Source organism: Dysgonomonadaceae bacterium zrk40 (assembly GCA_016916535.1).
GTDB lineage: Bacteria > Bacteroidota > Bacteroidia > Bacteroidales > Dysgonomonadaceae > Proteiniphilum.
Genome location: CP070276.1, coordinates 2,258,656 through 2,278,467, shown reverse-complemented (window position 1 = coordinate 2,278,467; position 19,812 = coordinate 2,258,656). Strand labels below are relative to the sequence as shown.

Annotated in this window: 14 protein-coding genes and 1 tRNA gene; 7 read left to right on the top strand and 8 right to left on the bottom strand. The window is 50.8% G+C overall.

Annotated features, from left to right (window positions below):
• Positions 1-511: 511 nt before the first annotated feature.
• Positions 512-586: transfer RNA gene (locus tag JS578_09570), tRNA-Pro, on the bottom strand.
• 153 nt (positions 587-739) lie between these two features.
• On the opposite strand from JS578_09570, the gene aspS reads away from it, so the two are divergent.
• Positions 740-2,497 carry an aspartate--tRNA ligase gene (aspS, locus tag JS578_09565; GenBank protein QRX63123.1) on the top strand — a complete coding sequence of 586 codons (1,758 nt, stop codon included), beginning with the start codon at positions 740-742 and terminating at the stop codon, positions 2,495-2,497.
• A gap of 143 nt (positions 2,498-2,640) precedes the next feature.
• Here aspS and istB read toward each other — a convergent pair whose 3' ends face one another.
• The 3 genes from istB to JS578_09550 form a co-directional block, all read right to left on the bottom strand.
• The gene (istB, locus tag JS578_09560) at positions 2,641-3,381 is read right to left on the bottom strand and encodes an IS21-like element helper ATPase IstB (protein QRX63122.1); all 741 of its coding nucleotides are present in this window, start codon (positions 3,379-3,381) and stop codon (positions 2,641-2,643) included.
• Between the two features lie 29 nt (positions 3,382-3,410).
• The gene (istA, locus tag JS578_09555; GenBank protein ID QRX63121.1) at positions 3,411-4,964 is read right to left on the bottom strand and encodes an IS21 family transposase; all 1,554 of its coding nucleotides are present in this window, start codon (positions 4,962-4,964) and stop codon (positions 3,411-3,413) included.
• Positions 4,965-5,183: 219 nt separating this feature from the next.
• Positions 5,184-6,503 carry a Gfo/Idh/MocA family oxidoreductase gene (locus JS578_09550; GenBank protein ID QRX63120.1) on the bottom strand — a complete coding sequence of 440 codons (1,320 nt, stop codon included), beginning with the start codon at positions 6,501-6,503 and terminating at the stop codon, positions 5,184-5,186.
• A gap of 252 nt (positions 6,504-6,755) precedes the next feature.
• On the opposite strand from JS578_09550, the gene JS578_09545 reads away from it, so the two are divergent.
• Together JS578_09545 and JS578_09540 are read left to right on the top strand one after the other, a co-directional pair.
• On the top strand, positions 6,756-7,994 hold the full coding sequence (locus tag JS578_09545) for a DUF438 domain-containing protein (protein ID QRX63119.1): 1,239 nt from the start codon (positions 6,756-6,758) through the stop codon (positions 7,992-7,994).
• Entirely contained in the window at positions 7,981-8,508 is a 528-nt protein-coding gene (locus JS578_09540) for a DUF1858 domain-containing protein (protein ID QRX63118.1), read from the top strand. The genes JS578_09545 and JS578_09540 overlap by 14 nt, the downstream gene beginning before the upstream one ends.
• A gap of 86 nt (positions 8,509-8,594) precedes the next feature.
• Here the strand turns inward: JS578_09540 and JS578_09535 are convergent, their stop codons facing one another.
• Together JS578_09535 and JS578_09530 are read right to left on the bottom strand one after the other, a co-directional pair.
• Positions 8,595-9,593, bottom strand: coding sequence for a malate dehydrogenase (locus tag JS578_09535; GenBank protein QRX63117.1), 999 nt, complete (start codon positions 9,591-9,593; stop codon positions 8,595-8,597).
• Positions 9,594-9,719: 126 nt separating this feature from the next.
• Positions 9,720-11,921: a sodium-translocating pyrophosphatase gene (locus JS578_09530; GenBank protein QRX63116.1), complete on the bottom strand. Its 2,202-nt coding sequence runs from the start codon at positions 11,919-11,921 to the stop codon at positions 9,720-9,722.
• Positions 11,922-12,273: 352 nt separating this feature from the next.
• On the opposite strand from JS578_09530, the gene JS578_09525 reads away from it, so the two are divergent.
• Complete coding sequence (locus JS578_09525) at positions 12,274-13,479, top strand: ROK family transcriptional regulator (GenBank protein ID QRX63115.1); 1,206 nt, start codon at positions 12,274-12,276, stop codon at positions 13,477-13,479.
• 86 nt (positions 13,480-13,565) lie between these two features.
• Positions 13,566-14,864: an O-acetylhomoserine aminocarboxypropyltransferase/cysteine synthase gene (locus JS578_09520; protein QRX63114.1), complete on the top strand. Its 1,299-nt coding sequence runs from the start codon at positions 13,566-13,568 to the stop codon at positions 14,862-14,864.
• A 66-nt stretch (positions 14,865-14,930) separates the two neighbouring features.
• Here JS578_09520 and JS578_09515 read toward each other — a convergent pair whose 3' ends face one another.
• Both JS578_09515 and JS578_09510 read right to left on the bottom strand, forming a co-directional pair.
• Positions 14,931-15,470 (bottom strand): DUF4488 domain-containing protein, encoded by a 540-nt coding sequence (locus JS578_09515; GenBank protein ID QRX63113.1) that lies wholly within the window; start codon positions 15,468-15,470, stop codon positions 14,931-14,933.
• 89 nt (positions 15,471-15,559) lie between these two features.
• Positions 15,560-17,728 (bottom strand): S46 family peptidase, encoded by a 2,169-nt coding sequence (locus tag JS578_09510; protein QRX63112.1) that lies wholly within the window; start codon positions 17,726-17,728, stop codon positions 15,560-15,562.
• Positions 17,729-17,856: 128 nt separating this feature from the next.
• Here JS578_09510 and JS578_09505 point away from each other — a divergent pair, with 128 nt between their 5' ends.
• Both JS578_09505 and JS578_09500 read left to right on the top strand, forming a co-directional pair.
• Complete coding sequence (locus JS578_09505; protein ID QRX63111.1) at positions 17,857-18,771, top strand: glutaminase; 915 nt, start codon at positions 17,857-17,859, stop codon at positions 18,769-18,771.
• 147 nt (positions 18,772-18,918) lie between these two features.
• On the top strand, positions 18,919-19,809 hold the full coding sequence (locus JS578_09500) for a hypothetical protein (protein ID QRX63110.1): 891 nt from the start codon (positions 18,919-18,921) through the stop codon (positions 19,807-19,809).
• Positions 19,810-19,812: the final 3 nt, after the last annotated feature.

Sequence of the window (19,812 nt, the reverse complement as noted above, 5' to 3'; positions counted from 1 at the left end):
ATTTTGAAATTTTACTGTTGCTTGCAGCAGGTGCGCTCTGCTCATGCAGGGCGCACACAATTTGTATATGGCAGGCGGGGCGGGTAACGGTCTGAGAAATCAGACCTTTTGCCTACTTTCCTGCTGGTCTGATAGGATTCTCTTCGAAATCCCGCCCGACCACATACAAGTGAACGTTAAACGATTACCATGAGAAAGCGATGTTTAATGGGAGTGCACTTGTTTGAATGCAGGGAATATCGACTCTACACACACATGGTATAACCCTTTTCAGGACTTTACAAAAAAGACTCGGCAAGGACTGGACTGGTGCCTCTCCCATATCCCTCCAAATCCACTCCAAAGCCACTCCAAAAAATATTGGAGGGGCAGAGGCCGATGTCTTGCTTTGGTATAGCCGAATAGTCGACCATTATTTTAGTTGCAAGGTTGCGAAACAGATCAATGAGCCGGGAACACAATGCAAAAAAACACCTACCTGAAATTTCAGATAGGTGTTTGATTTTGAATGTCGGGGTGGCGGGATTCGAACTCGCGACCCCCTGCTCCCAAAGCAGGTGCGCTAACCGGACTGCGCTACACCCCGATTGGTCTTCTTCTCAAAAGACGGGCGCAAAGATAAGATTATTTTCGTTGTGAATCAAAACTTCACTGCTTTTTTTCTCACAACATTCATTTCCCACAAGAATTATGTACCTTTGTTGGTTGAAAATTAAACGTAACATAACAGAAATCATTTATGTACAGAAACAGCACGTGCGGCGAGTTGCGGCTGGCCGATGCAAACAGGGAAGTAACTTTATCGGGTTGGGTATCCCACATCCGGAAGATGGGCGGGATGACTTTCATCGACTTGCGCGACCGCTATGGCATCACGCAGCTCTCTTTCAACCAGGAGGTGGACGCCTCCCTCTGCGACCAGGCCAACAGGCTGGGACGTGAGTGGGTGATTCAGGTGACCGGAAAGGTGCAGGAGCGCTCCAGCAAGAACGCCAACATCCCCACCGGCGAGATCGAGATCATCGCCTCCTCACTCAAGGTGCTCAACGCCTCCAAGACGCCGCCCTTCACCATCGAGACCGAGACCGACGGCGGTGATGAGCTGCGCATGAAATACCGCTACCTGGACCTGCGCCGCAACGTGGTGCGCCGGAACCTGGAGCTGCGCCACAAGATGGCGTTCGAAACACGCCGCTACCTCGACGAGCGGGCCTTCCTGGAGGTGGAGACGCCGGTGCTGATCGGCTCTACACCCGAGGGTGCGCGCGACTTCATCGTCCCCTCACGGATGAACCAGGGCGAGTTCTATGCCCTGCCACAGTCGCCCCAGCTCTTCAAGCAGCTGCTCATGGTATCCGGCTTCGACCGTTACTTCCAGATCGTGAAGTGCTTCCGCGACGAGGACCTCAGGGCGGACCGCCAGCCGGAGTTCACACAGATAGACTGCGAGATGTCGTTCGTGGACCAGGAGGATGTGCTCTCCACCTTCGAAGGACTTACAAAACATCTCTTCCGCACCATCAAGGGAATCGAGATCCCCGACTTTCCACGCATCAGCTATGCCGACGCCATGCGCCTCTACGGCTCCGACAAGCCGGACACCCGCTTCGGGATGAGCTTCATCGAGATGAAGGACCTCACCACGGGGCACGACTTCGGGGTGTTCGACGCCGCGGAATATGTGGGTGCCATCTGCGCCGAGGGGTGCGCCGCCTATACCCGCAAGCAGCTGGATGAGCTGACCGACTTCGTGAAACGCCCGCAGGTGGGCGCCAAGGGGCTGATCTACCTCCGCTACAACGAGGATGGGTCGCTCAAATCATCGGTCGACAAGTTCTTCAGTGAAGCAGACTTGAAACAGTGGGCAGACCGCTGCAACGCCAAGCCGGGCGACCTGATCCTGGTGATGGCCGGCGAGACAGAGAAGACACAGAAGCAACTCTCGGAGCTGCGCCTTGAGATGGGATCGCGCCTGGGGCTGCGCGACAAAAACAACTACCGCTGCCTCTGGGTGGTGGACTTCCCCTTGCTGGAGAAGGATGAGGAGCTGAACCGCTTCTTCGCGAAGCACCACCCCTTCACCTCTCCCAAGCCGGAGGATATCGCCCTGCTCGACAGCGACCCGGCAGCCGTACGCGCCAACGCCTACGACCTGGTGATCAACGGCGTGGAGATTGGCGGAGGCTCAATTCGTATCCACGACAGCGCTCTGCAGAAGAAGATGTTCTCCGTGCTCGGCTTCACCGAGGAGAAAGCGCAGGAGCAGTTCGGATTCCTGATGAACGCCTTCCAGTATGGCGCCCCACCCCACGGTGGCATCGCCTTTGGACTGGACCGCTTTGTCTCCATCTTCGCGGGACTCGACAGCATACGCGACTGCATTGCCTTCCCCAAGAACAACGGCGGTCGCGATGTGATGATCGACGCGCCCTCCCACGTAGAGTTGGAACAGCTCGACGAGTTGGGCATCATGCTAAAGCCTCAGAAGCAGGATTGAGATACTGCACAGATGATACCGTAAGGGTGATGATGCCTCAACTGTGTATTTCGGTCTGATAGTGCCACTCTTTTCGGTCAAACCGTGCCACTATAATTCATAGTTTTTACCTATTTGAAAGATCATTGGCAAAGTTAATAATTTTATTCAGTTGTACTTATTTTTCCTTTCCTAAGGGACTCACCTTTAAGTATTATTCTGTGTGATGAGTTTACTATCCTGTCCAGGACAGCATCTGCTATTGTTTGCTCCCCAATCAGATCATACCAGGCTGATACCGGTATTTGTGAGGATAATATAGTTGATGCCTGATTATGCCTCTCGTCAATAATATCCAGTAATATCTCCCTGGATTGATTGTCAAAGGCATGCAGCCCAAAGTCGTCTAAGATAAGTATATCTGCTTTTATTAGTTTTGACAGCTCCTTCAGGTAAGTGCCGTCTATTTTACTGAGTTTGAGTCTGCCGATAAGTTTGGCGGTGTTTGCATATAACACTTTGTATTCCATTAAACAGGACTGATATCCCAAAGCTTGAGCAAGATAGCTTTTGCCCGTACCGGATGCTCCAGTTATTATGATGTTTTCTTTTCGTTTAATAAAGTCCAGAGTGGCCAGACGGGTAAACATGTTTTTATCCAGATTGCGTTGCTGATTGTATTCAACATCCGCTACACTGGCCTGTTCTCTGAAGCCGGCCTGTTTGATAAGACGCTCTATTTTATTATTCAATCGTTCTTCCCATTGATGATCTGTAAGCAATGCAAGGTATTCATCAGCTGTGACATTCTCTATCCTGTTGTCCTTGATATGCTGATAATGCAATGAAGCCATCGCTCCGAGCCTCATTTGTTTTAATCTTTCGACTGTTTGATTGTTGTTCATTATTATAGGTTTATAATTAACTAATTTGCTTAACTGTAGGATGATGCTCCCCTTATATTATGATGCAGCGGTATGTGCGACTGTGCACTATCGGATTCATTATATGAGATTAATGCTTTATCCATGTTATTCTTCAGGATGTTTTTGATTCGGGTATATGATGGTATCCCGGCATTTAAAGCCATTTTACAGGCCCTGTTTAATCTTTCTGAGCCATATGCTTTATGGAGTTGTAAAAGACCGGTTACACGCTTGTAACCAATCTCGGGATAATCTACAGATGCAAGTATATGTTCTACACAGCTGACAACATGCTCACCATGCGCTGCAGCTTTATTCTTAAAGTAATCCGGATTCCAACCCAGGTATGATTGATGCGTACTGCTCAGGTGATCTGAGTTAGTGTTATAGCTGCCTGTTGAGTGATTCCTTTGATGTATGGCTATGCGCTGATGATTGTAGTAAACCTCTATATGTTTCTGTGTATAATGTATTTGCGTTTGTTTGCCTATATAGCGGTATGGTACACTATAATAACTCTTATCGGGTGAAAAATATACATATCCCATTTTCTGAACCTTTGCCCTGCGGTACTCTTTTATCTCGTACTGCTCGCCGGGTAATGGCTTCAGATAGCCTCGCTCTATTGTCTGGAACAGTTCCAGTCTGCTGGCCTCTTTACGCTTAAAGAGCAGTTTGTTGTATTCTGTAAGCAATCGCCTGATCTCCCTGTTGAGCTCTTCTATCGAGAAGAATGTCATTTCTCGAAGAGGGTAATAGATTCTTTGATAAGTAAGGTGTACAGCATTTTCTACTAATGCTTTATCCTGTGGAGCATACACTCTTGTGGGGTTAATAACACAACCGTAATAACTGGCAAAGTCTTTGAAGCAGCGGTTAATAACTGCTTCATGTTTGCTGGCTCTTGTAACGGCAGACTTTAGATTGTCAGATACGATTGCCTTTGGAACACCGCCATAAAAGTGTAATGCGTTTTTACAGCAACTTATAAAATCATTACGGTTCTGTGTGGCACAGGCTTCAACATAAGTATATTGACTACAGGGTAAAATTGATACGAAGACTTCAATCTGTTTGATCTCACCCGTATCTTTATCTACTATCTCAAGCCTTTTACCGGCAAAGTCAACGAACATCTCATGGCCTGCAATATGCTCAAGCTTCATTGAACCTTTTACTTTACTGTTTTTACGGTGGAAGTGCTCCAAGAACTGAGTGTAGCTGTAGGGGTTGCTTACATTATTTACATACTCATTATAATGGTACTGAAAAGTAAAACCGGGATGACTCCGGGCTGCTTTGATGCGCTCAATATAGCACATTAAATCATCATGCCGGGAAGTGTCGATAGTAGTTTTACTGGTGAAGAGTTCGTTTAAACGAGTCTCTTCAAAGTTTAAAAGCTCGCTAATGCTGTAACCACTTGATTTAAACTGTTGTACATAGCTGTTAACGGTATTACGAGATATACCAAGTGTAGCACCAATCTTGCGGTTACTAAAACCGTCTTTGATTAAGACTAAAATTTGTTTTATATCCATAGGATCAAGTTTATTTGCCATACCGCATCCCTTTTTTAGGGACAAGATAACTTGATCTTTTCAAAGTGGCACAAATCGAACCGTAAAAAGTGGCACGGTTTGAACCGAAAAAGGTGGCACACATAGACCGAAATCACTGGCACAAATCAAACCGTTTTATCCATCAACTGCTCATCCCCCACTGTGAAACAAAAAAGCTGCCCGCGGGCAGCTTTTTTTGGTTTCAGAAACGGAGATCCCTTACAGGGTGTATCCTTCGCTGTAGCTCTTGTTGAACAACCGATGGCCATCGGCCTCGGTATCATCTACGAACTTCTCTGCAGCGGGATCCCACTTGACGGGACGCCCCAGGTCGTAGGCGATGTTCCCCAACGTGCAGACGGTGCAGGAGCGGTGACCAATTTCTACCGGCACCACAGGATCGCTCTTCGTCTTTACGGCGTTGATGAAGTTCTCCAGGTGCGGGATCTGTGTCTCATAGGCTCCCTCCGACACTTCCGCGGCCGGTGGCAACAGGCTCTCGTCGGAAGCGAGGAAATGCTCACGGGAGATCTCAATCCATCCCTTGTCGCCCCAGAACTTGACACCCTTGGTTTGTTGCTCGTTGAACGGCTCCTCGGTCATCACAACCCCGTTGGCATACTTGAAGGTGAGGAACTGGGTTCCCTCGTAGCCGGCCGGGATGACCTCTACGGGACCGCTCTCATCCATGCCAAGTCCCCATTGCGCGATGTCGAACATGTGGGCACCCCAGTCGGTGGTGAAGCCGCCGCCAATCTCCTTGTACCAGCGCCAGGCACCCCAGAACTGTTCATTCTGCTCGGGATCGAGCGAGATGGGCGGGTTGAGCTGTGCATTGTAGTGCAGGTATTCCGATGGTCCCAGCCACATGGGCCAGTTCAGGTCGGCCGGCACCGGCTCCTCGGGCAGGTCGTATGGTACGGGTGGTGCTCCCACATAGGCGTTCACCTTTTCAATCTTACCGATACGTCCCTCTTGCACCATCTTCACAGCGTGCTGGAAGTTGGTATCGGAACGCTGCTGGCTCCCCACACCCAGCACCACACCGTTGTCGCGTACCGCCTGGCGGAGCAGCTGACCCTCCTTGATGGTGAAGGTGAGCGGTTTCTCCAGATAGATGTGCTTCTTGGCGTTACAGGCATCGATCGCCATAAAGGCATGCCAGTGATCGGGGCTGGCAATCACCACCACGTCGATGTCGTCGCGGGCGATCAGATCCTTGTAGTTCTCGTAGGTCTCCACGACAACCTCTTCGCCGGTTTCGGCGTAACGGGCGTTCACCCGCTTCAGGAAACGTTCCCGTTTCACACCGTAGACATCACTGCCGGCAACGACCTGCACACCTTCCATGCCGAGATAACCGGCCAGCAGGTACATCGCTTGCTGACCCAGTCCGATAAACCCAAGGCGGAGGATACCGTCGCCGTCAGCTTTCTTGTTTTGAATACAGGATGCCAGGAACTGCGGGAACAGTGCCACACCGGCAGCACCCACGGCTGCCGTCTTGAAAAATTTTCTTCTGGTTAGTTGATTGCTCATGACTTTTGATATTATTTTCAGGGATTAAACTTTTTTCTTTTCTCTCTGCAAATATAACCTTTTTTATATCCAACACCCTTCAAAACGAAAAATTACTGCAGAAAACTACCATGAATTGCCTGAGTCAATCGCTCTACATGAATCTAAATGAATCTCATTGGTTAATATTTTATTAAATTGAATAGAATAGAATCCGGATTGCAATTCATATTGATTCTAAATAGTATATTTGTATTCCAAAACTAAATAAGTATGAGCGAACTGATCAACAATTCTTCCCAACGCAAGGAGCTGCTGAAACACCTCCTGCTCCGGCTGCACGAAGGGGACAACCCCGAAGTGCTGCGTAGCCGCCTAATCGACGCCCTGCAACAGATCCCCTACCACGAGGTGGTGGAGGTGGAGCAGGAGCTGATCAACAGCAACGCATTGACCGAAGAGGAGATCCTCGATTTCTGTGACCTTCACACCGCGGTGCTCGATGGAAGCATCGACCTGGAGGCGGCGAAACAGATTCCAGGAGGACATCCGGTGGACACTTTCAAAAAGGAGAACAGTGCCCTGAGAAGGGAGGTTGATGCCTACAGGCTGGTGAAGGAACAGCTGTGGCAGGTGAGCGAAAGCGACGTGCCGGCCTTCATCCTGCAACTGCGCACCATCTTTAACAATTTCGCCGATGTGGAGAAGCACTACCTGCGTAAGGAATACCTGCTCTTTCCCTTCCTGGAAAAACATCTGATCACCGGCCCCCCAAAGGTGATGTGGGGCAAGCATGACGAGACTCGCGGGCTCCTGAAGAACGCGCACGAAGCCCTTGCCGCACCGGTGGAGAGCGCGGAAGAGCTGCAGTCGCTGGTGGAGCTGGTACTGGATCACACGGTGGAGATGATTGAAGGGATGATCATGAAGGAGGAGGAGATACTGCTCCCCATGGCGATGGATACGCTCAGCGATGAGGAGTGGTACAAGGTGTATAACGAAACAGCTGACTTTGGCTATTGCCTGATTGATCCGCAGGATGAGTGGAAACCGGAAGGCATGAGGGCGGAGAAACAGGAATATGTAACTGCCGACGCCATTCGTCTCTCTTCGGGAGCCTTCGACATCGGTGAGCTGGAGGCGCTCTTCCTGCACCTCCCCATCGACATCACTTTCGTGGACAAAAACGACAAAGTGCGTTTCTTCTCCCATAGCCCAAACAGGGTGTTTGAACGAAACCGCGCCATCCTTGGACGCGATGTTCGAATGTGCCACCCCCCGGGCAGCGTGCACATCGTGGAACAGATCCTCACCGACTTCAAGAGTGGCAAGGAGAACAAAGCTGTCTTCTGGATGTCATCTTTCATGAAGGATCGGTTCGTATACATTGAGTATTCGGCCGTGAGAAGCAAGGAGGGTGACTACCTCGGTGTAGTGGAGGTGACGCAAGACATCACCCGACTGCGGCAGCTTGAAGGAGATAAACGCCTCCTCTCTTATGAGCAGAAGTAAATTAGATATCACGCCCGATACGAAGGTGGCCGAGCTGCTACGCGAATATCCGGAACTGGAAGAGCTACTGTGTCGCCTGGCACCCACGTTTGCTGCCCTGAAGAATCCGGTGTTGCGCAGAACCGTTGCACGTGTCACCTCACTGCAACAGGCAGCAAAGGTGGGCAACATCAATGCAGTTGAGATGGTGGACAGCCTTCGACAGGCAGCAGGTCTGGAGTCGCTCGGCGCGCGTTTAAGCGCTGGCTATGATGAGGAATCGCTGCAGGTCGCTGAACAGGCTCCCGTGACACCGGTAACCTTCACCCTTGATGTGCGTCCCATCATCAAAGCAGGGGACCAACCCAAAGATGCCGTGATGAGTGAGGCGGAGAAACTGAAATCGGGCGAGTGCATGTTACTGCTTGCTCCCTTCCCGCCGGCACCACTCATCACTCTCCTGCAGAAGAGGGGATTCCGGGTGACCATGCTGCCTCCCGGGAATGGAATGGTAAAAACATACGTGGAGCGATAACCCCCCACCGTGCAGGAGATCAAAAATTGAGATAAAAAAAGACGGCCCATGGGCCGTCTTTTTTGGTATGTTGCAACTATCTCAGCTTACAGATTCGGGTTGACACTGCTCCACTGATCCACCGTGGGGATGATTCCCATGGCAATCACTTCGTCGCGCAGCTTCACCAGGTGGCCGTAGCTCTGCTTCAGATCAGCAATCTCGGCGTCAGTACCCTTCACCTCACCGAAAGAAACACCGTTCTTGTCGAGTGTGGTTTCCATTCCCATCATGATGTGGCCAAACTCGGGGGTGTTCACGTAACAGCCTGAAGGCCAGCGGAAGGCTTCTCCGCCCATGGTGGCACGGATCATCTCCACAGAGGTGTATGCAGGGCTTTGGAAGGAAGAACGGCCGCGCAGCTTGATGATGTTGGCACCCCCCTTGGTGACACGCACCTTCAGGTCAGCCCATGCTTCGTTGGTCAACTTTTCAGTGCCGATCAGTTCGGACAATGGTGTGCCATCAATTTTTGCGGTAGAGGCAAAAACAGCCATCTGCTCACCGTGGCCACCATAAGTGCGGGCACCGGTCACCTTGCTCTGCTCCACACCGAAGTTCTTTGCCAGTTCACTCTGCAGGCGGGTGCTGTCAAGTGCTGCCAGGGTGGTCACCTGTGACGGCTTCAGACCTGAATAGATCAACGCCACCAGCCCGGTGATGTCGGCCGGATTGAAGATGATGGTGAGGTGCTTCAGCTCGGGACAGTAATTCTTGATATCCTTGCCAAGCTGTGCGGCAATCTCAGCGTTGCCCTTCAGCAGATCCTCACGGGTCATGCCATCCTTACGGGGCGCACCACCGGAAGAGATCATGTACTTGCTGCCGCTGAAGGCCTCCTTCACATCGGTTGAATAGGTGAAGTTCACGCCTTCAAAGCCACAGTGACGCATCTCTTCAACCACTCCCTCGAGACCCAGTGCAAAGGGGTCGTAGAGACAGATATTGGGTGTTAAACGCATCATGGCAGCAGTCTGTGCCATGTTGGAACCGATCATGCCGGCTGCTCCTACAATTGTCAGTTTGTCGTTCGTTAAAAAGCTCATAAATTTGGTTCTATTTGATGATTGATGAATAGCCTAAAAGGGTGATTTTTTCAGGGATCAAATATACAAAAAAAAACCGAACGAACAAACATGCAAAATGATAATAAACACTAAACAAGTTGTTTCTTACAGGAGGCTCCAGGCTACCGTCAGGCCGGCCATCACGATGGAGACCATGCTCATCAGCTTGATCAGGATGTTGAGCGACGGCCCGGAGGTATCCTTGAAGGGATCACCCACCGTATCGCCCACCACCGTGGCCTTGTGTGCATCGCTTCCCTTGCCGCCGAGGTGTCCCTCTTCGATGTACTTTTTGGCATTGTCCCAGGCACCCCCCGAGTTGGCCATGAAGATGGCCAGTACGAAACCGGCTCCCAGCCCCCCGGCCAGCAATCCCAACACGCCGGGAACGCCCAGCAAGATACCAATCAGAATGGGTATCGCGATGGCCAGGAGTGAAGGAAGGAGCATCTCACGTTGTGCTCCCTTGGTGGAGATCTCCACACAGAGCGCATAGTCGGGTGTAGCCTCACCCGTCAGTATCCCCTTGATATCACGGAACTGTCGGCGCACCTCCTCCACCATCTTCTGTGCCGCCCTGCCCACAGCGTTCATTGTCAGTCCGCAGAAGAGAAATGCCATCATGGATCCGATGAAGATGCCTGCCAGCACCTTTGGGTTCATCAGCGTCACCTGATAGTAGTTCATGAAATCGACAAAGCTGGCCCTGGCCACCTCCACCGTCTCACCGTCAGCGAACTCCAACAGCGTATGTCCGAGCCGCATCATGCCGATGCGAATCTCCTCCATGTAGGAGGCGATCAGCGCCAGCGCCGTCAGTGCCGCCGAGCCGATGGCAAATCCCTTGCCGGTAGCGGCAGTGGTGTTGCCTAGCGCATCCAGCGCATCGGTACGCTTGCGCACTTCAGGCCCGAGACCGCTCATCTCAGCGTTGCCACCCGCATTGTCGGCAATGGGTCCGTAAGCATCGGTGGCCAGTGTGATGCCCAGCGTGGAGAGCATCCCGACCGCGGCGATGGCGATGCCATAGAGCCCCATGCTAAGGTTCGCGGCACTCATCATGTTCGCTACGTCGAAGCGGATGGCCGACAGGTAGGAGATCAGGATGGCCGCCACAATCGTAACCACTGGAATCACGGTAGAGATGAATCCGTTGCCCATACCGGCGATGATCACCGTGGCAGGACCAGTCTTGGCACTCTCCGCGATCATCCTCGTGGGACGGTAGGAGTGCGATGTGAAATATTCGGTGCCCTGACCAATGATGATGCCGGCCAGCAGCCCGGCGATCACCGAGAAGGAGAGACCCACCCAGTTGCTGAAGCCCAGCAGGTAGAGGATGCCGAAGGTAGCGCCGGCAATTAGCACAGCACTCACGTTGACCCCCCTGTTGAGGGAATCCATCAGTTGCTTCACCGATGCTTTCTCGCCTGTACGCACCAGGAAGATGCCGATGATGGAGAGGAAAACACCGATGGCTGCAATGATCATCGGGGCGAAAACCGCTTTCGTTTGCATCGCGGGATTAAGCACATAGGCTGAGGCACCCAGTGCCGCCGTGGAGAGGATGGAACCACAGTAGGATTCGTAGAGGTCGGCACCCATGCCGGCCACGTCACCCACGTTGTCACCCACGTTGTCGGCGATGGTGGCGGGATTGCGGGGGTCATCCTCGGGGATGCCCGCTTCTACCTTCCCCACAAGGTCGGCACCCACATCGGCCGCCTTGGTATAGATACCCCCTCCCACACGGGCAAAGAGCGCCTGGGTAGAGGCACCCATGCCGAAGGTGAGCATGGTGGTGGTGATCATTACCAGCTTGTGACCGGTCGCTTCATCTTCGATGAAATGATCGAGCACCAGGTACCACACCGAGATATCGAGCAGTGCCAACCCTACCACCACCAAGCCCATCACTGCTCCGGAGCGGAATGCAATCTGCAGTCCACTGTTGAGCGACCGCTGCACGGCATTGGCTGTGCGGGCCGAAGCGTAGGTGGCGGTCTTCATCCCGAAGAAGCCGGCCAGTCCGGAGAAAAAGCCACCGGTAAGAAAGGCAAATGGAACCCAGTTGTTTTGCAACCCAAAGTATGCCATCACTCCAAAAAGGATGGCCAGTATGACGAAGACCACTATTACCACCCTGTATTGCTGGGTGAGATAGGACATTGCTCCCTCCCGCACATAGCGCGCGATGGTAACCATTTTTTCAGTACCCTCACTCTCACGCATCATCCGCTTGAAGAAGTAAAGGGCAAACAACAACGCAACCACGGAGGCTGCCGGTACAAGATAAAAGTAATTCACGGTGTAACTATTTTAAAGTGATTGTTCTCATCCAAATGCATCACACCTGGCAACAGGTTATGTTACCCACAAAGATGTAGAAATAATTTAAAAAAATAAAAAATAATTGAGAGAAATCAGCAATTGTTGCAATGATTGTAAACAGAACTTTTTTTTTGAATATTGAAAAATATTCGTATTTTTGTGATTTTATGAATGATATGAACGCCAAACACCTATAGACAAAACAGAATTGACAGAGGTGCGACACGAACGGTTCCATACACAATCATCACACAAATGATGCACAGGAACATGCTCTCTGATTTTGTTTTAACAATCAAATCTGATTATTCAATATCACAGAAAGAACATGGTGAAAAATCACTTTTTCAAGAGCGACAAAAGTCCGAAAAATATTCAAATAAAAAAGGACATCATCTCCCATTTCATCAACTTGGGCAACGATACAATTGCTGAATTGGCAAAAGAGCTCGATTTGAGCGTACCCACCATCACCAAGTTCATCGGTGAACTGACGGACCAGGGTTTGATTACTGAATTCGGGAAGATACATACCCCCGGTGGCCGTCATCCCATTGTATATGGACTGAAACCCACCTCCGCCTACTTCGTTGGTGCTGACATGAGCCGTCACCACCTCAACATCGCGCTGATGGATTTCACCGGCAGGATTGTGGACAACGAAATGGGCATCTCCTTCACCTACGAGAACACTCCCGAATCGTTCGACCTGCTCTGCGGGCACCTGCAGAAATTCATCGACAAGACAGGAGAGATGAAGCCCAAGATCTATCACATCAACCTGAACATTTCCGGAAGAGTTAATCCGGAAACAGGTTACAGTTTTAGCAGCTTTTACTTCAGCGAAGAACCCATCAGTGAGATCCTCACCGAGAAGCTCCACTATCCGGTGAGCATCGACAACGACACCCGGGCCATGGCTTACGGTGAGTACATGAAAGGGGTGGTTGAAAACGAAAAAAACGTCATCTTCGTCAACGTGAGCTGGGGACTTGGCATTGGCATCATCATCGACGGCAAGCCCTATTACGGTAAATCGGGTTTTTCAGGCGAGTTTGGTCACTTCCCCATCTACGACAATGAGATTATCTGTCATTGCGGAAAGAAAGGATGCCTCGAAACCGAAGCATCAGGCCTGGCCATACACCGTACCGTCAAAGAGCGGATCAGACAGGGGGAAAGCAGTATCCTCACCCAAAAGGTGAAGGACCTGGATCAGCTCACCCTGACCCATATCATTGAAGCCACCAACAACGAAGATCCGCTCTGCATTGAGATCGTGGAAGAGGTGGGCTATAAATTGGGAAGGTACATCGCAGGGCTGATTAACATCTTCAACCCCGAGCTGGTGGTGATTGGCGGACAGGTAGCTGAGACTGAAGGCTTCCTCATGCTGCCTATCCGCAGTTCCATTAAAAAGCATTCTCTGAACCTGGTGAACAAAGACACCCAAATTGTCACCTCCAAATTAAAGAACAAAGCCGGCATCATTGGTGCCTGCATGATTGCTCGTAGCAGGCTGTTTTCTGAATAAGTGTTAATTTATCACTTATACCCGTCCTTTCATGTCATTTTCTCATTATTTCCCCTATTTTTGCGGGACATTAATTTTGGATTGCAATGAGAAAAGAACATTTTGAAACATTACAGTTACATGCGGGGCAGGAATCTGACCCGGTAACGGGTGCTAGAGCGGTACCAATTTATCAGACTACAGCATTTACATTCAAGAGCGCCGAGCATGGCGCCAACCTCTTCGGGTTAAAAGAGTTCGGCAACATCTACACCCGACTGATGAACCCGACCACCGATGTATTTGAGAAACGTATGGCAGCCCTTGAAGGGGGTGTGGCGGCAGTTGCCACCTCCTCGGGACAGGCAGCCCAGTTGCTGGCCATTCACAATCTGGCCGAGGCAGGTGACAACATTGTCTCCTCATCTTTCCTCTACGGAGGCACCTACAATCAGTTCAAAGTGGCCTTCAAACGAATGGGTATTGATGTACGCTTTGCCGACGGCGACAATGTTGATAGCATCGCCTCACTAATTGACGAAAAGACAAAGGCTATATACCTGGAGACCATTGGTAATCCGGAATACAACATACCCGATTTTGAAGCCATCGCACAGGTGGCAAAAGCGAATCAGATTCCACTGATCGTAGACAACACCTTCGGACAGGGAGGGTATCTCTGCAATCCCTTTGAATGGGGAGCCAACATCGTATTGCACTCCGCCACCAAATGGATTGGCGGACACGGTACCTCCATGGGAGGCGTGGTGATTGACGGGGGCAACTTCAACTGGGGTAACGGCAAATTTCCGATGTTCAGTGAACCTTCTGAAGGATACCACGGTCTCAACTTTTGGAATACCTTTGGCGAGGGATCTCCATTTGGAAACATTGCCTTTGCAATCCGTTGCCGCGTGGAGGGCCTGAGAGACCTGGGGCCGGTGAACAGCCCATTCAACACCTTCCTTCTGTTGCAAGGGATTGAGACACTCTCTCTGCGTGCGGAACGCATCAATGCCAACACACTGGAGATGGCACGCTGGCTGGAGAAGCATCCTAAGGTGGAGAAGGTAAATTACCCCGGACTGGAAAGCAGCAAGTACCACACACTGGCCAAGAAGTACCTGAAGAACGGCGGTTACGGCGGTGTACTCTCGTTCTTCGTGAAGGGAGATGTGGATCAAACTGCACGCATCATTGACAACCTCTCTCTGATCAGTCATCTTGCAAACGTAGGGGATGCGAAAACATTGATCATTCACCCTGCCAGCACCACGCATCAGCAACTGCCCCAGGAGGCCCAACTGGCGGCTGGAGTTTATCCCAACCTGTTGCGGCTTTCGGTAGGGTATGAACACATTGACGACATCAAGGCAGACCTTGAAGCAGCATTGCAGAAACTATAAGGACTGCTTCAATCGGATAGAAATGGCGACATACACACGGTGTCGCCATCTTTCGTTTGGGAGAGGTCATTCAATCACCTTCCTGATCCCCTCTTCGTTGACCGGCAGGGAGGAGAGCTCCTGCTGCAAATCTACGTTGCTCACCTCCAGATCCTCAATGCGGACCCGTTGCCAGATCTCCTCAATCCAGCGGTTACGTTCCATGCCAAACTCATCAATTGGCTGAAACCAGCGCAGGTACATAAAATGCTGTTGCGAAAGCTTCATCTGCAGAGGGTTATGCTTTCCCTCCTGACTCTTGTTGAAGGAATGGACGATCTCTTCGGTGTAAAGATCCCCTTCAATACGATAGGAACCGTCGACCGTGATGATAGCACCCTCCTGGGTAGAGATAAAATTCATGAACTGACCATTGGGGAAGATCATCTTGAACATACCGGGTGGTATCTGTTTATAACCCGGCTCATCACTGTTATGAATTGCCTTCACCTCCCAGAGGCCATACAAGCGGGAAGCCTGGTCCATCGCTGCACGTCGCGAGCTGCCACAGCTGATGACCAGCGACATCGTCAGGAGGAGCAAAAAAGTAAGTTTCGTTGCTTTCATAGGCTATGATTTTGAGGGATGGATATCTTGTCAAATATAGCGTTTATTTAGATATGTTTCTCAAAATGATCACACTTTTTTCCCATGTTTTAAAGCAATTCCATCTCCTCCATGAGGCGATTTGCTCCGGCATACTTTTCAATCACGAAAAGCACATAACGAATGTCAACGATGATGCTGCGTTGGTAATCGGGTAGATAGGTGATGTCTCCGCCTACCCCTTCCCAGTTGCGGTCGAAGTTGATGCCAATCAACTGACCACAGCCGTTCAGAACCGGACTGCCTGAGTTGCCCCCGGTGGTGTGGGTGGTGGCAGCAAAAGCAACCGGCATACGACCGTCGGGCAAGGCATATGGTCCAAAATCACCCTCCCGGTAAAGACGTTTCAGTTTCTCAGGCACCACGAACTCCCAGTTGTCCGGATCCTCTTTCTCCATTACGCCATCCAAGGTGGTTTGATGGGTAAAAACCACCCCGTCACGAGGCCGGTATCCCTTCACCTGACCATAGGTGAGACGCAGTGTGAGGTTGGCATCGGGAAAGAGGGCATGCTCTCCCTCCATGGCCAGCAGTCCCTCCAGCAAGGTGCGTCGCGCCAAGCGGAATGGGGGTTCGAACCTGGCCAGCTCACTTTGCAGTGTGCGTGACTCCTCGCGCACCGAACGTGCAAAGGTAAACAGCGGGTCGTTGCGTAAAGTCTCCCGCGAAGGATGCTCCATAAATTGTTGCATCGCTTCAGCGTTGCCAAAAAGGGAGTGATCGAGCAGATGATCCACAAAGCGATCAATATCACCGGAAAAGCGATCGTGAAGAACAGTGAAGATTGTGGGTTGAAGTTCCAGCTGCACACCATCAGTATAAGCCTTCAACATGGCCCGTGCCACCTTGCGATCTACCTCTCTGTTGTAATCCTTGTTGTTGAATTGATGAAATTCATCCGACAACTGATCAATCAACGCATCAATCCGCTCTTGATCATTCTCGGACAAGGCAACAGAGAGGGCTTCAGCAGTCTCGGTGGGCACCGCCGCAAATTCTATACCCCGGAGAATAGCCTCCGTCAGCATCCAGCTACGGTAGCGCAATGAAGCCCTTTCAGTCACGATTCGCTCAATTTCTGCAAGGGCATCCCCATATTTCGCCTGGTTGTTCGTCGCTGCCCACTCCAGAAGTCGCTCCTGCATGACGCTCTTCTGTTGCTCAAAATCACGCTTATCGATTGCCCAACTGCTGCCAATGGCGTTCTTGTAGCCATTGGTTGAACCTGAATATTTGGAGGCATACTGGATTTTCACTGCCGGATCACGCAGCATCTCCTCCAGCATCGCCTCCTGGCGCACTGCACGCATGGCTATGCGCACTGCATTGTCAATATCACGTCGCTCAGCCACCTCCCACGATGTATAATAGGCATGGGTAGTGCCGGGAAAACCAAGCATCATGGCAAAATCACCCTCCTCAACCCCGGCTGTGGAGATGGGAAACCACCGCTTGGGACGTAACGGCACATTGGTTGCTGCATAGGGAGCAGGATTGCCATCCTTGTCTGCATAGACACGAAAAAGATTGAAATCTCCCGTGTGGCGTGGCCACATCCAATTGTCGGTGTCGGCACCAAACTTACCGATGGCACTTGGAGGGGCACCCACAAGCCGTATGTCTGAATAGACTTTTTTGGTAAAGAGGTAATATTGATTTCCATCGAAGAAGGGTTTAATTTCCACTTCCGTACCGGGATGGTCAGCCAGAAACTGCTCCCCTGCTTTCTGACGTGCAAGGCGATTCAGATAAGAAGGTGAGAGATAAAAGAGGCCTTCTGTGTCGTCCGCCCTGTCTCGTTCCAGGCACTCCTTCACCCAATCGGTCACCTCTTCAATCCCCTCAATGAAGGTCACCGTAAGCCCGGGATTGGGGAGTTCCTCCTCGGGCGACATGGCCCAGAACCCCTCTTCCAGATAGTTGCGTTCCAGGGTGCTATGCTGCTGTATCTGTCCGTATCCACAGTGGTGATTGGTGAGCACCAGCCCGTTTGGCGAAATCACCTCACCCGTACAACCTCTTCCAAACTGTACCACGGCATCCTTAAGAGAGGAGCCATCGGGGTTGTAGATATCCACATCATCCAGTTTCAATCCCATCTGTTGCATCTCAGCCAGTTTCTGCTGTCTCAGCAGGTGAATCATCCACATCCCCTCATCGGCAAAGAGAGGAGAAAAGAGCAAAAAGGAGAGGCACAGACTTACAAGTGATCTTTTCATCGTTGCAGTTTTTACTTTAATGTTTGGAACGATAAAGATAGAAAAAAATGTCACAAATCCCCCTCTCTATCTCTTTTCCGATTATCTTTGCCTTAGAAATTGAACCTTACTGTTTAGCCTTCCAGATCATGCATTACGAGAAAACTTTCGAAGAGATATTTCGTGATCTCCAAAAAATAGAGGACAGGGGTGAAGTGGCTGCTTACATCCCTGAGTTGGCTTCTGTCGATCCCAATCAGTTTGGTGTACATCTGAAAACCGTAGAGGGTAAAGGTTACTCTTACGGAGATGCAGCGAAGCGATTCTCCATACAAAGCATCGCCAAGGTGCTCTCATTTGTAATGGCTTACAGGCGACTGAAAAGTGATGTCTGGAAACGAACCAACCTGGAACCGGCTGGCACGCCCTTCAACTCCCTCCTGCAGTTGGAAGTGGACAGAGGCATCCCTCGTAACCCATTTATCAATGCAGGGGCCATCCTCATTTGTGATATACTGGTAAGCGAGCTGGATAATCCCAGGGAGGAGATGCTCGCTTTTGTGAGAGCTCTTTCAGGCAATGACACCATCGACTATAACCCAAGGGTAGCACAATCAGAAAAAGAGACGGGAAACCGTAACTATGCCATGATTTACCTCATGAAATCGTTCGGCAACATTGAAAACGAGATTGAAACGGTGATGGATCTTTACTTCCACCTTTGTTCCCTGGAGATGAGCTGCAAAGAACTTGGATCTACTTTCCTCTTCCTGGCCAACAACGGGGTGGTACCCTGGTCGGGGGAACGCATTCTCTCTCCCAGCCGCACCAAACGTACCAACGCGCTGATGCAGACCTGTGGCTTCTACGATGAAGCAGGCGAGTTCACTTTCAAGGTGGGGCTGCCGGGTAAAAGTGGTGTGGGGGGTGGCATCGTGGCAGTGCACCCGGGCAGGTATGTCATTGCCGTTTGGAGTCCAAGACTTAACAGCAAAGGCAACTCATACAGGGGAATGCTCTTCCTGGAACAGTTCACCACCGTGACAAACCTCTCGATCTTTTAGGGATCTGCGAGGCGGGGAACACTCTCCCCCATCGCCTTCGCACGGGAGGAATGAGGAAATCTTAAATTAATGAAAAAGGGGATCGCTTCATTGGCTTTTCAGGTGAAAACGGTTAATTTTGCTCCCGATTGAAAAATAAGGGTTTAGATGAAATTTGACTTTAAGGAAAGAACAGCTCAACTGATCGCCGTCATCGGAGTGTTGGCCATCGTGTTGGCCATCGCAATTGGCTTCCTGGTAAACAAGAATGCTGAAATTGAAGATATGCAGCAACAGTTTACCCTCGACAAACAGGAGTTGGAGGATGAGTACGAAGCGATCTCACTACAGTATGAAGGGTTCAAGTTCAGTGTACAGAACGACTCACTACTATACAAGCTGGAGAACGAACGGACGAAGGTGATGCGCCTCCAGGAGGAGCTGCGCATGACAAAAGCCACCGACCAGGCAGAGATCAGACGACTAAAAGATGAGCTTTCCACTTTGCGAAAGGTGCTGCGCTCCTACATCCATCAGATTGACTCCCTTAACCGACTGAATGAAGAGCTGCGGGCTGAAAATCGGCAGATTACACGCCAGTTTAATGAGACCAACCGTACACTGACACAAGTATCACAGGAGAAAGAAGAACTGACAGAGAAAGTGTCGTTGGCTGCACAGCTGGTGGCTACCAACATCGCGGTGAAGGCAGTGAACAACCGTGGCAGGGAGCAGTCGAGGCTCAGTCGCAGCAGTCAGTTTGTGGTCTCCTTCACCATCGCCCGCAACATCACCACTGAACCGGGAGAGCGAAGCATTTACGTGCGACTGATGACACCCGATGGGACAGTACTCTCCAAGAGTCCCACCCATACCTTCCCCTATGAGAACAGGGATATTCTTTATTCCATGCATCGTATTGTGGAATATGGAGGCGAAGAGATACCGGTAACCCTCTACTGGGATATCGAGGAGTTCCTGATGCCGGGCACCTTCAAAGCAGATATCTTTGCCGATGGGCACCACATTGGCACAAGCAGCTTCAACATGGAGGAATAAACC

What these genes read in the sequence shown, in the direction of transcription:
- aspS (QRX63123.1), top strand. Translation starts at nt 740, where the DNA reads ATGTACAGAAACAGCACGTGCGGCGAGTTGCGGCTGGCCGATGCAAAC.
- istB (QRX63122.1), bottom strand. Translation starts at nt 3,381, where the DNA reads ATGAACAACAATCAAACAGTCGAAAGATTAAAACAAATGAGGCTCGGA.
- istA (QRX63121.1), bottom strand. Translation starts at nt 4,964, where the DNA reads ATGGCAAATAAACTTGATCCTATGGATATAAAACAAATTTTAGTCTTA.
- JS578_09550 (QRX63120.1), bottom strand. Translation starts at nt 6,503, where the DNA reads ATGAGCAATCAACTAACCAGAAGAAAATTTTTCAAGACGGCAGCCGTG.
- JS578_09545 (QRX63119.1), top strand. Translation starts at nt 6,756, where the DNA reads ATGAGCGAACTGATCAACAATTCTTCCCAACGCAAGGAGCTGCTGAAA.
- JS578_09540 (QRX63118.1), top strand. Translation starts at nt 7,981, where the DNA reads ATGAGCAGAAGTAAATTAGATATCACGCCCGATACGAAGGTGGCCGAG.
- JS578_09535 (QRX63117.1), bottom strand. Translation starts at nt 9,593, where the DNA reads ATGAGCTTTTTAACGAACGACAAACTGACAATTGTAGGAGCAGCCGGC.
- JS578_09525 (QRX63115.1), top strand. Translation starts at nt 12,274, where the DNA reads ATGGTGAAAAATCACTTTTTCAAGAGCGACAAAAGTCCGAAAAATATT.
- JS578_09520 (QRX63114.1), top strand. Translation starts at nt 13,566, where the DNA reads ATGAGAAAAGAACATTTTGAAACATTACAGTTACATGCGGGGCAGGAA.
- JS578_09515 (QRX63113.1), bottom strand. Translation starts at nt 15,470, where the DNA reads ATGAAAGCAACGAAACTTACTTTTTTGCTCCTCCTGACGATGTCGCTG.
- JS578_09510 (QRX63112.1), bottom strand. Translation starts at nt 17,728, where the DNA reads ATGAAAAGATCACTTGTAAGTCTGTGCCTCTCCTTTTTGCTCTTTTCT.
- JS578_09505 (QRX63111.1), top strand. Translation starts at nt 17,857, where the DNA reads ATGCATTACGAGAAAACTTTCGAAGAGATATTTCGTGATCTCCAAAAA.
- JS578_09500 (QRX63110.1), top strand. Translation starts at nt 18,919, where the DNA reads ATGAAATTTGACTTTAAGGAAAGAACAGCTCAACTGATCGCCGTCATC.